Source organism: Pseudoalteromonas sp. AWH4_217, assembly GCF_056161105.1.
On the sequence record NZ_JBSWYM010000020.1, the window covers coordinates 89,576 to 101,554 of the forward strand.

The window sequence follows — 11,979 nt, forward strand, 5'->3', positions numbered from 1 at the left end:
TAATGCGCTGGTTTGAAGGTTATAAGCGATAACCTGCACTTTGAAAGCAGCCCAATAAGATTTGAAAAATACATTCAGACTGTTTGTCTCACGCCCAATGCATAACATTGGGTGAGCCTGTGAATTGCATATTGGAGGCGTATTTCTGGTTTGGGCGCAACACCTTCTCATTACCAGCTTGTTCTGCAGCCTGCATTTAAAATGCACCTAGACAATTTATTCATTAACTTGCCTTGCAAATACAGTGCTCTTAGGTTCATATCGACCTATACTCAGCTAAGTGCTTATCATTTAGCCAATACTAACACGCTATTAGCACGAGCCTTAGCTACACGCGTTCAATCAGTTGGTATTGCTGAAAACAAACAACACAATAAGGTAGATTGCTATGTCAGGGATCCGCATTCCTAGTGAACAAATAGGCTCTATTCCCAGAAACCCATGTCTAATAGACGCTTATAAAGACTACAAACAGGGAAAAATTAACTACGCACACCTGAACGACATTGCAGAACGTGAAACGTGCCAGGTGATCCGTGAATTAGAAAGCCTGGGCTGTGAGGTCATAAGTGATGGTGAGCAGCGAAAGTTTGATGGCTTCGCGCATTATTGTCTGCATAACTCTCCCAGCTATTCTGACCAGGGCTTATTGGTTGATTTTAATGACGGTCACACCCGAGTGTTTGCACCGCACCTTAAGGTAGCACCATTTCGCTATGAACACACCGCCGACGAATTTCTTGCTTTTGCGCTCAGACATGCAAATGTACCAGTCAAGCAGGCGGTTATCTCTCCTTCTATGCTGAGCCTAGTGTATCCACCTCAAGGGATTGAAGACTACGATCATCAGCGCTTTGTGGCCGATCTTGTCAACGAGCACGTCGGCGAAGTAAGGCGCTGCCTTGATCTGGGTGCACATAAAGTGCAGCTCGATTTTACCGAGGCACGACTTTCGTTAAAGCTGGATCCATCTGGCCAAACGCTCAAGTCTTTTGTCGAGCTTATCAACAAATGCCTGTCTCACTTTAGTGACGAAGAAAGGCAACGTATCGGTATTCATACCTGCCCTGGTGCCGACATTGACTCAACACACAGTGCCGACATCGACTATAAATATCTGTTACCTACTCTGTTTGAAATAAATGCTGGTAATTTTTACGTCGCACTCAGGGGGGAAGCAAACCCCAAGAAAACGCTTAAGCTCATAAGTCGCATCCTTAAGCCCTTCCAGCGCGTTTTTATTGGCGTGATCAACCCAAATAGTACTGAGTTAGAAAGCCCCGAATCGGTCAGGGACTTGGTGTTACTCGCCACTGAGTTTATTCCCATTTCGCAGCTTGGTACCTGCGACGATTGTGGCTTTTCGCCATTTGCAGATGACAGCTCCACCACCAGAGAGTTAGTCTACAATAAAATAAGGTCCCGCCTTGTTGGGACAAAGCTAGCCGAAGAGCTGCTCAATAAAAAGACGTAGCAATCACCCAAATAAATCTATGGTTCGGATATGAGTTCAGTACCGCCACATACATCAGATGATGAAAAGGCCATCACCAGACTGGAAGATGAGATACTGGCGTTGGAGTTAGAAAACAACCGTCTACAACAAATTCTGCGTGACAGCGAATACGACAAAAAAGCGCTCGTTGATATTCAAAAACTCGCAAACGTGGGGACATGGCGCCTGAACCACCTAACCTATGACGTAAAGCTGAGCGAAAAACTCAGCACCATGTTGGACATACCCATTAGAAAAAGCATGCAGTGGAGTGCGTTTATCACTGCATTAGACCCACATGGCGAACTGGGGCTGAAACAGTCACTACAGGATGTGTTCATGGGCGGTGGTGCAATGAATTTTGAACACACTATTACCCGCTCAAGCGGATCGCTTATTCATGTACGTCACCACTGCGAAACTCACCTAAATGGCATAGGACAGCCTCTAGATTCAATTGGCCTGGTGCAGGACATCACACAGGACAAAGAAAGAGCAGCACAGTTAGAAATACTGTCAAATAAAGATGATCTTACCTGCCTGTATAACAGAAGAAAAATGAATCAGGCACTCACTGAAGAGTCCGCTATCTGTATGGATAACGGCCTCTCTCTTAGCTGCATCCTTCTGGATTTAGACAACTTTAAACAAGTCAATGATCGGTTTGGGCATCATATTGGTGACGAAGTACTGGTCCGTGTATCTGAGGCAATTCAAAACAGCCTGCGATTAAGCGATATCGCGTCTCGCTGGGGCGGTGAGGAATTTCTTATTCTGTGCCCCAATACAGCCCCAAATGACGCTGAGGTGGTTGCCGAACGCATTCGTCGGGCTATAGAGCACATTCAGTTATCTTGTGAGCACACAATTACAGCTAGTTTTGGCGTAAGTTGTTTACGCAGTGCTCAGGAGCTGCCAGAGATGTTAAAGCGTATCGATATGGCACTCTATGAGGCAAAAAAAACGGGCCGAAATTGTGTGCGGATGATATGTTGAATCGCTGAACAAGCGAGTGTCATTCCTTTACACCAAGACGCCCCTGGCCCTATTTGGGCGCAAACTGATGATGTCAAAAGAGTCGGTCATACAACATAACAGTGCCCATTATTACATAGACAATTACGAAAATGATAATGCCCAGTCGATAAGGCACAAAGTAAATAATGGCCTCTTTTTTTTTCGATGTATTGAACAGTCTGTCAAAAAAGCAATGGTATATCACCATGCCTAAGCAGCATACCGTAAAAGACAGATAAACAAATGCGACTGGAAAAAAGCCAGCTCCCTTTGCAGTCATGAGGCTAAATACCAAAACGGTAAAGTTAGTCCAACCCAGAACCCGAACTAGTGCTAACATGCTACTTCCTTAATTACTCACTCCAAAAGCCACTTATTACCGCCCAATATACATATTTGGAAAAGTTTATATAGTTTAGTTGTGATCATGATGGTTACCCATAGTATCAGCACTTACATCAGGTGAACTCGATTGCTCAAAAAAACGGCTTTAAATTATTACACAAATTAGGTAGGGTAAAGCCAAGCACTGATTTTTATTAAGCACATGTTAACGCGTGTGCTGCGAACAGGGCTCAATCTATAGATTACCAATAATGTATCCAGAATAAGGAAATATAAAATGAAAGTACAACTGAAAAAGAAAAATCTAAAAACACTGAACAATAGCAATCAACTTGCAAACCAGGCAACACCGCAAGTTGCAGGTGGTGCAGAAGTCTCTATTTACCCAAAATGCATGCCAACAAACCCTGCTATTTGCTGGACAGATGGCACCTGGCACGGCTGTGTTCCTAGATAATCATCACAGATTATCAATAACGCTTAGGCTTATAGCCTAATCACCTGCGCCTTTGGGAGTAAGCTTTCATTGCTCTTAAAGGTGCAGTTTTGCATGTGCACTGCTATATATCGACAGTCCAAATATGAATAGAAACAAGTTTACTCTGTTCACCAGGGCTCCCTTGTAAATATTTAAAAACCGCTATACTCCCCTTGCTTACGCAGGCGTTTAGTTTGTTGTAGTTTGTTTACTTAATTCAACTTTAACCAGGCAGCCCATCTATCATGGGGATATGGCCTAAGTCTTGATTCCATTCTGCCCTGATTGAAACAAATATATGGGCGCTTGGCTTTTTTAAAATTTTGGTTCAATACTGCCAGCAGGAACAGCCAAAAATTTCTCAGCTATTTGCACATTTAGAAAAGCAGAACCATAGTTCGAACAAAAACGCTTCACATGCCTTGTTGATGGCAGGCTAAAAGTTATCACATTGTTTTCGCCTGAAATCCACGTTAGTGAGGCACCAACCGAAAACAAGTTAGATGCATGAGCCGAAACTATGTCTTTTCGACAATGTTGACAATGGTACAGGAAAAAACTTTCAAATTCGCTCTGCTTCAAAGTTTACTTCATCTCAAAGGCATGGCCTATATGTTTTTCGCTCTAACAATATTCCCTACTATACGAGTTGAAATAGATTAGCATTAGGCTTGAATCATCTGTCAATGAAGAAGAGTAGCGCTGTTTTCTCATTATGTTTTATTTTTAAACTGAATGTATTTAACATGCACTTTATTACCGACAGTACCATAGGCTTTGCTTAAGACCGTTGCTTTTTTAAGACCTCTGACTATTACCCGAGAGTGTATTCTGGGCGGGTTGATACTCAATATTTTCAGGTTTATTACTTTACCTGCATCAGATACGTCAAACTCCACGGTGCCTTCTGTATTTATGACTGAACAAGCAGACGGTAGTGAAGAGTTAAACAGTATTGTGCCGGGCTCAAAAATACGGCCTTTTTCCTGAATTGGTTCAACAGTACTGATAGGTTCATCTAGCAATTCAATGTCAGGATCATTGCATGCTTTAGCTACCCCAAACTGGACACCTGCTACGAGTAGTAATGTACTAAACACACTGCCTCCTGAAACAATAGTGCCCCGATCTGAAGGCTCCCCTGAGATTCATATTTAAACTCAATGTGATGGACACGCATGCATTCTTATACTAAATTTATTTCAAAAAAATATTTTGATAACAACACCGTGCATGCACGATAGCAATCAACTGTCTCTTAGTGAGTTGGGTCGCAACATAACCCCCTGTCGCTGCCAAGCACAACATTAGATATATGTAACACCACTATGCATAGCGTTCGCTTTCTAATTACTGCTTTTATACACGCCTGAATAGCTCGACCAGGCTCCGCATCAAACTTGTGTACCATACTGAGCAGCTTTTCTTGGCTGCTTTAGGTGACTGTCCTCGTAACTTGTTGAAGGAATCATCGCCAGCTGCTGCCCCACTCTATCTACCGCTTTATCGGCTTAATAGATACCCAGGCATGGCAAAATCCACTACAAGGGATGTACTTAGATATAATACCACAGCCAAATAGGCCGGTTTCCTGCAGTCCAAACTAGCCCTTCATGTTAATTTTTCTTCTTTTATTTCAATGATAAATGTCAAAGCTAAATACGTTGAATAGTAAAAAAACGCACCCATTTCAGTTGAAACATCAAAGTTTCCTCTTAAGTAATAACCATAAAGAAATGCACAACCTCCCCCTCCATATAAATACAATGCAAGTGAATAGATTTTATTCTTCTCTCTAAAAAATAAAGGTTCTACAATAATATTGTATAAAAGAGTTAGCTTAAAAAGGCACATCATAAAGAAAAAATAATGATTAAGGCTATCATAAAAGTAGACGGTAACTTTCTCACAAGAGAAATAAACTGCAAAATATAAAATACATAAAACCGTAGCCTTGCTGATCACAAGTGCAACTTTTTGCTCTTCTTTTTTAGGCTCCATGTTCCCTCTCATTCACTTAAACCCATTGAAAGAATAACTTGCACGCTAGAGAGCAATGAGAAGAGTTTACAAGCCATATACGGGCGCTCCCGAGAAACCTATCCAACAGTTACGAACCCAACTTTAGGACCTTGTTATGCCGAGCTTTTTCATCTTTTAAAGTGTTGATAAAAGTTTCTGGCACGTTTACACCCAAATACACTATATTTTTTCCATTGATAGGTGAACTGAGTTTGATTACAACATTTGGAACACCAGAATAGTTGAATCGTTTGACGTTACTTGAACGTTTAACATAACAATTGTTTAGGCGTATTTCTGATATATTATCAAGCGGAATTGTGAAAGGCGCATACAGACCGTAACGAATGATTAAATTATTTCCATAAATTGAAATGGGGCGCTTGCCAACAGCTTTGTATTCCGCAAAGAAAAAGACTAACCCGAACAACGTAAGTCCTGTTGTGATATTTGCAGCAGTGCTGGACCATAAAAAGTGCAGAAGTAGGTGTACAAGTGGAATTTCGATAACAATAAGAAGGATAAAGCCCAAAAGGTTACTTTGAGCGCCATCTTTTTTATCATAATAAAAATGTTGTTTGCCTTTATAAGCACTACTTCGTATCCGTGAAGCAAAAAGTGCAAAGCTCCAGACGCGTCCTTCAAGTGCTAATGTTGAGCTGAAAAAAGAGGAACCAAAGATTTTCTCGATAGGATTCGCCACAGCTAAATCTGGGTCTTCTTGTCTTGCGAGCAAAGCGCGAACGGCTAAACACACAGTTATAAAAGCTGACAGCTCGAGAACAAGAATTATGGATAAAACAAAATAACGGCCACTTTCGAGAAAATGGAAAATTACTTTATTATGTTCCGGAATGATCAAGCTTCCTATGAACACCGAGGTGCAACATAGCACAGCCGCTTTTAAAAGAGCTTTTTGTTTATCTGATTCGCATAAGAAACATAAGACGGGAAGCACCAGGAGTGTATCGAGCATAAACAGCCACTCATAATTCGCGTTCCCATATGCATTAAGCGCATTAAACGATGAATAGTAAAACCACCACCAAATCGATACAATGGTTAAAAACGCCAGTGGTACTTTTCTTTTAATACTCGGTTTCATAATATCCTTTTAGCAGTATAACGCATGGTTAGTGGATAAAATTATCTGTATTTATTCTGTCCGTTATGCTTAATAGAGAAACAGTAAATCCTCCTTATATAGCAGCTTTTCCATGGAAATAGAAACCCACGCACCTAAAACCCAATTGAACACTTTACGCACTGTTTAGCGCTTTTTATAATCTTAAGTAATTTACAGTGCTATGATTGCCAACAATACTTGCACGATGTGACTACCTATATTAATTGAATGATTGTTTTGTTTAAAATATACACTTCATTTTTATGACCTATTCCAAGTAGGAAAACTGGAATGAGAAATCATAAAACCAGGATTTTCTTTGACTACTGCTAACCCTCTCCAGTATTTCTTCATATCTCTACGTCATATAAGCTTCAATATGGGACCTTATTATTTACGCGTCCCAACCCATTTTTTTGGCGATCATAATTGATTTGTTAGCTTTAACCACACTTGGCGATTGTTGATAACGTATCTTTCCAAGCCGCTACTGCATCAAAGCTTTCAACCAAACCATCGTTAGTACTTTGGCCTGTGAAGGCTCCGATCCCATGCTGAATCATATAAGTTGGTTTATATGCCGGTGCACCTAGATCAGTTAGGCTTTGACAAATCTCAATATTATCAGAACTTAATTTTGTAAGAGCCATTTGAAACTTATCAATATTACCTTGTGATTGCGCACCAAACAAATTCATACGCAGCACACTAATCGCTTGATGTGCCGTTTTATCTGAAACACGTTTTGTATCAAAAAAGCCATAAGACATGCCAGCAAAATATAGCTCAGCTGCATTAGAATAGTTTTTTTCGGTCAAGCAAATATTAAGTCCTGTAAATATATCAACAGGGTTCTGCGTGTTCGATAGCTCGGCCACTGAAACACATTTAGCTGGTCTCGTGGATCCCAAACTTCCATCAGCCTCATAATTTGTGACACTACTTTTAGGTGTGGAATTACAAGCTGAAATCAGCAAAGCCGATAAAGCTGCCAATATTATTTTCCTATCCATGAGCCGAAGCCCCCTTTTAACGCATTGTTCATTGTAGTTTGTGTTCGAGTGCAACAAATTTGTCAGGCTTTTATTAAACTCAACAAACTATTGATGACTAAATCTCTGATCCCATTTGCTACTCGCTCAGCTCTAGCTTTGGCCTGGACAGAAAGCTTATGAAATTGCATTTTGTTTAAGTCAACAACATCCTCCATTAACTCTTCAAACTCGTCATTGGTCAACTGGCCAAGGGCACGTAACTTAATAAATTCTTCAGTAAGATCGCCCATATGCTTAATGAAAACTCTATTGTCATTTTTGGCCTCTTTTACGAGCACCTTAAGTTCATCTCTTGCAAAGTCAACTGTTTCATCAAGCAATGTATCTAGAAATTCACTTATACCGGACATGGTTAACTCTCCTATTTAAATTCTTCTATTTTGGATTGTTCGGTTGTTATTGCAATATCGAATGCCGTTTCGAGAATTTTCCACTTTGCGATGCAATATCCGGTAGTTAAGCAGCCAGTTGATGCATCTGGAGCTACTCCCCCGGCTCTGGCTTCACAAGTTGAGCCAGAATATACATTGCTGGAATATCTAGATTTAACTTCGACAATGGTTTTCTCCAGTGTCTTTAATTGAGAAATAGTATCGTCATTTAAGCCTTTGCCTTTTTCATACTCATAGGCTTTGGCGCTAGAGAGCACAAACCCATCGATCGCTGACAGTGCATCTTCTCCCTTTGCAACCTCTTTCTGGCATGACTGAAAAAAAACCTTCGTCTCTCCTTTCATGTCAGTCAGGTTTTTATAAGACACAGAATCATAATAAGACACGAGATGGACACAACCACTGATAGCTAACATCATGAAAATGCTGATATATATTTTAATGTATTTCATACTTACACTCCTTTTTTGGATGATAGAACCGCTGAGAAACGAGTCCGCCATCATGCGATGATTAGGCTTTTTTGCGCTACGAATACGCATTTTTAAATTGCAATGTCATCAACTTTTTTAGGTACTCAATTATTTCTGTTGTATTGCCACCCAACTTATGTGTTGCAATTAAATTAGTGCCCCAGACTCTCCGCGCAGTATAGCAAAAGCCGCAGCGCCCATGTTTTTTATGATCTCGCTATTGTAAACAACACCATTATCAATACCTGCATCAAGAATTCATCGAACACAGCCAGGAGCGCGGCCCACGATTGCAGAAAATAGCGGGTTACGAACTGACAGACGGACGTCCAGGCCACATCCACTTTGTAGTAGCAATTCAACAGTGCCTCATGCCCCCCACTAGCTGCATCTCAGATGGAGGTTATATTTTCTCGTTTATCACCCGTATTTACATCTATGCCGCATTCCATGAGCACTTTTATGGATCTAAGTTTTCCTTTTTGCACTGCATAACCAAGCCACGTAGAATCACTAAAAGGTGTAAAGAATGCAATTTGATCTCGTTTTCTCTGAATATCTTTCTGATTTCGTCACAATCTTCAGATTTAACAGCATCTACAATTTGTATCGGAATTGATTTTTCGCCATATCTGTCAAGGGCCCTAACGCCTCACTTAGCAGGCTAAAGTTAGTGACAAAGAAGCGCCAATCTGCTGTTTTGCGTCCTTATTTAAACTTTGGTTAGGCATACTTTTTAACCACCCATTTGATCGGCTTACGAAAGAATACCCATAAAAGCGAAGTTAGTAATAGTGTATATAGAATAATATTTAACAGCGATGACTCATAATGTGGCTTGTCATCAATATACAAATCCACAATTAAGTGGTTATCTTTCAAAAATCTGCCGGAAAGCTTTTTGTTTTCAACCAAGTGTTTGAAAGCTTTACAACTGCTAAAGTTGTTTTTCAAATAATACTTTTCTGTTCCTTTATGAAGGTATCCCTTGTACCCACCGTACTTGCCCTCGCCTTTGTACTCACAGGAGAAAGGTTCTCCTGTGAAATCATACTCTCCCGTATTTCCAAAAGAGTTGGTATTGAGCATCTGCAGTGACACAAAAAACAAAAAAGTAAGAAAAATGACAATGTCTGTTTTGTGCTTCTGAATAATCATTATCTATAGAACTCTACTAATAATCCTAATACCTTGTAGCCGGCTAACAATAGTTGGCTAATTTTTTGTGAGGTATCAACAAAGCCAACCGTTTTGTATCCACATTGAGGGCCGTGTTATATTTCTAATAAATATATCTTTGCCAAACAACAGTATAAATAGCTAAACCTTACATAAAAAACAAAGTCGCTCTGTAGAAGTAACCTCTGAAAACACTAATTTCTTTAGTTACAAACTGCACGAAGCCAAAACCAATACCAAATGCTCTGGTGCAACCAGCCAATGCTCCCAAACCGAGAGTGTAAGGTAGGTAAAGCTCCAAGCCATGCATACCAGCAAACATAATTGAAGCAATGCCCGCAAACATACCAACGTAAGGCCAAATTATTAATTCTGCTAACAGTTTATCCGCTTTGCTCAAATGCATAGAGAATATAACACCTCAGTCATCCGACACATTGGCAGTCGATTGCATTGACTTGCTATGCACTCTCATCCCAGTTAATTCATCGAGCTTTGGCAGCTCAACGGCTTTTGTTCTTCTGGGTTCATCACTCCCCTCTTAGACGCCTAACGCTTAGCTCTAAGAAATCCACAGACATTTATATTTAAAATCAATGTGATGGAAGCATACGGCATTATTTTATCTCATTTATTTCGTCAAAAGCCAAATAGATAACAACACCATACGAGAAACCACCATCCTACACAATATGCTCAGAAAAAATGCCACCAAATTCATGCCCAACGCCTTGAGTCGTGGGAGTTGGCAACTGAAACTTTGCTCAATAGCAATCAACTTTCTCTTACGGAGCTGGGGCGAAATATGAAGGCCCTGTCGCTGCAAAACACAACATTAAACGTATGGACCGACGGCTGGTAACACTGCTATGCATATCGTTCGGCTTACTATATACCGCTTTCATGCGCGCCAGAATAAATCGACCAGGATCCGTCCCAATCTTGTTCACCTTACTGAACAACTTTTCTTGGCTGTTTTTGGTGACGGTCCTCGTAACTTATATACTAACCAGTCTCATTGATGCTCACATGACTTACCCATTCAGCGGTCTTTACCATACAAAAATGCGCGCCTCACACAATGAGAAATATATTGGTAATATTTGGTATCCGATAAGCTGGCCTGTCTCTTCCTTGCCATTGGCATAATTTATCCTCCTCGATATACATAACACCTTAACGTTGGCAACTTTATACGTTTTTCAGCAAATCAACTAATCTGGTTACTTGTACTTCACCCAAACGTCTGTTTCCTGACATAAAGTACCCTTTTGTCCCTATCTGCAATTTTTGCACATGAACCTTTTCACGCATTTCGGGAACAAGTATCCACATGGACGCAAAGCCTTCTGACGGTATTGGCTCTTCTGCCAGAAGCGGCTTTCCATTTTTATCTAAGAACTCAGGATGAATCATATAAATACCAGACTTTTCAATATCGTCATCTGCATATGCAAAATCACAGCGCATGTGTTGAGAAGGTGATTCTAAACCGCCTTCACTTTGAGAGTACAAGCGATACGATACTTCAAAGTCTTGTTTATGCCCGTGGATATCTTCGTAACTCTTCATAATGTATAATACCAATCTCACTTAATATCTGTTCAATTTGAAGGAGCAAATTGGATAACAGTGTATTAGCGTAAATACTGGTTAAACCCAACACCCAAAGCTCAACCACGAACAAACTTTAATCATAATAATTACAATAACCTACCACCATTGCTCTCACTGCTCAAGCCAAAACGATGCTGTAGAAACCGAGCATTGCACATAGCGAGACATGGGCTCTCGTTATGTAAAGCTACTAGACTTTTGAATTTATTAAACTTGCACCAGTGCCCCACTTAAACGAGGCCTTCAAGCATGGATAAGACGAGAAATGTAACATGGAAGCTGGTACGCTCACTGCTACTTGGGCTTAGGCTTCGGTCGCCAAAGTACCGGCTTGTTTACTAAACGAGGCTTACGAAACTTAAACAAAGATACAGTTAACTCAACCAACCATAAGATAAACCAAAGAATAACTTCAAAGAGCAGAACAATTAACAGTAAAGCTAAATCAATGAAAGTAAGAGTTTCACCAGCAGCAACAAAAAAGCCTGCTATAAATTCTACTAAAGCTGATATCAAAGCAAAAGTTGCTTCTGCTATCGCTGTAACTATTGAAAGCAATCCTTCGAGCAAAGTACAAAATCCTTGATACTTATAACGCCGTGCTAAGCCGACACGGAATGGTGCTTGGCTGTATGTGAATATCTTCCACGCATACAGTCAAACGAAGTGTAGTTGGTCAGCTTGAGCACTTGTATGGATAATAGACCCATCAAATTTATTTATTTTACCGATTTAGGGTAAAGTGAGACCCAGGCTTTAGCTGCAACTAAAGCCTTCTTT

Annotated in this window: 14 protein-coding genes and 1 pseudogene; 3 read left to right on the forward strand and 12 right to left on the reverse strand. The window is 40.4% G+C overall.

Features of this window, described 5'->3' with window-relative positions; translation table 11 throughout:
• Positions 1–388: 388 nt before the first annotated feature.
• The 3 genes from ACXAH1_RS20740 (at position 389) to ACXAH1_RS20750 (ending at position 3,314) form a co-directional block, all read left to right on the forward strand.
• Positions 389–1,474, forward strand: a complete 1,086-nt coding sequence (locus ACXAH1_RS20740) for a uroporphyrinogen decarboxylase/cobalamine-independent methonine synthase family protein (protein WP_475199270.1) — start codon at positions 389–391, stop codon at positions 1,472–1,474.
• Positions 1,475–1,504: 30 nt separating this feature from the next.
• On the forward strand, positions 1,505–2,491 hold the full coding sequence (locus tag ACXAH1_RS20745; protein WP_475199272.1) for a GGDEF domain-containing protein: 987 nt from the start codon (positions 1,505–1,507) through the stop codon (positions 2,489–2,491).
• A gap of 643 nt (positions 2,492–3,134) precedes the next feature.
• Positions 3,135–3,314: a hypothetical protein gene (locus ACXAH1_RS20750; protein ID WP_253046402.1), complete on the forward strand. Its 180-nt coding sequence runs from the start codon at positions 3,135–3,137 to the stop codon at positions 3,312–3,314.
• Positions 3,315–3,650: 336 nt separating this feature from the next.
• Here ACXAH1_RS20750 and ACXAH1_RS20755 read toward each other — a convergent pair whose 3' ends face one another.
• The 12 genes and pseudogenes from ACXAH1_RS20755 to ACXAH1_RS20810 all read right to left on the reverse strand — a co-directional run bounded on the left by ACXAH1_RS20755 (position 3,651) and on the right by ACXAH1_RS20810 (position 11,769).
• Positions 3,651–3,917 carry a GFA family protein gene (locus ACXAH1_RS20755; RefSeq protein WP_475199275.1) on the reverse strand — a complete coding sequence of 89 codons (267 nt, stop codon included), beginning with the start codon at positions 3,915–3,917 and terminating at the stop codon, positions 3,651–3,653.
• A gap of 131 nt (positions 3,918–4,048) precedes the next feature.
• Complete coding sequence (locus ACXAH1_RS20760) at positions 4,049–4,435, reverse strand: hypothetical protein (protein WP_475199277.1); 387 nt, start codon at positions 4,433–4,435, stop codon at positions 4,049–4,051.
• Positions 4,436–4,946: 511 nt separating this feature from the next.
• A complete protein-coding gene (locus ACXAH1_RS20765) occupies positions 4,947–5,336 on the reverse strand; it encodes a hypothetical protein (protein WP_475199279.1) in 390 nt (129 codons plus the stop codon).
• A 109-nt stretch (positions 5,337–5,445) separates the two neighbouring features.
• Positions 5,446–6,462, reverse strand: coding sequence for a hypothetical protein (locus tag ACXAH1_RS20770; protein ID WP_475199282.1), 1,017 nt, complete (start codon positions 6,460–6,462; stop codon positions 5,446–5,448).
• A gap of 464 nt (positions 6,463–6,926) precedes the next feature.
• Complete coding sequence (locus tag ACXAH1_RS20775) at positions 6,927–7,496, reverse strand: hypothetical protein (RefSeq protein WP_475199283.1); 570 nt, start codon at positions 7,494–7,496, stop codon at positions 6,927–6,929.
• A 62-nt stretch (positions 7,497–7,558) separates the two neighbouring features.
• Positions 7,559–7,888 (reverse strand): hypothetical protein, encoded by a 330-nt coding sequence (locus tag ACXAH1_RS20780; protein ID WP_253046392.1) that lies wholly within the window; start codon positions 7,886–7,888, stop codon positions 7,559–7,561.
• 11 nt (positions 7,889–7,899) lie between these two features.
• The gene (locus tag ACXAH1_RS20785; protein WP_475199287.1) at positions 7,900–8,382 is read right to left on the reverse strand and encodes a hypothetical protein; all 483 of its coding nucleotides are present in this window, start codon (positions 8,380–8,382) and stop codon (positions 7,900–7,902) included.
• A gap of 744 nt (positions 8,383–9,126) precedes the next feature.
• Positions 9,127–9,561, reverse strand: coding sequence for a hypothetical protein (locus ACXAH1_RS20790; protein WP_475199288.1), 435 nt, complete (start codon positions 9,559–9,561; stop codon positions 9,127–9,129).
• 169 nt (positions 9,562–9,730) lie between these two features.
• Complete coding sequence (locus tag ACXAH1_RS20795; RefSeq protein WP_475199290.1) at positions 9,731–9,988, reverse strand: hypothetical protein; 258 nt, start codon at positions 9,986–9,988, stop codon at positions 9,731–9,733.
• 639 nt (positions 9,989–10,627) lie between these two features.
• Positions 10,628–10,729: pseudogene (locus ACXAH1_RS20800) on the reverse strand (transposase); the annotation flags it as partial.
• Positions 10,730–10,773: 44 nt separating this feature from the next.
• Positions 10,774–11,154 (reverse strand): hypothetical protein, encoded by a 381-nt coding sequence (locus ACXAH1_RS20805; protein ID WP_475199292.1) that lies wholly within the window; start codon positions 11,152–11,154, stop codon positions 10,774–10,776.
• 339 nt (positions 11,155–11,493) lie between these two features.
• Positions 11,494–11,769, reverse strand: coding sequence for a hypothetical protein (locus ACXAH1_RS20810; protein WP_475199293.1), 276 nt, complete (start codon positions 11,767–11,769; stop codon positions 11,494–11,496).
• Positions 11,770–11,979: the final 210 nt, after the last annotated feature.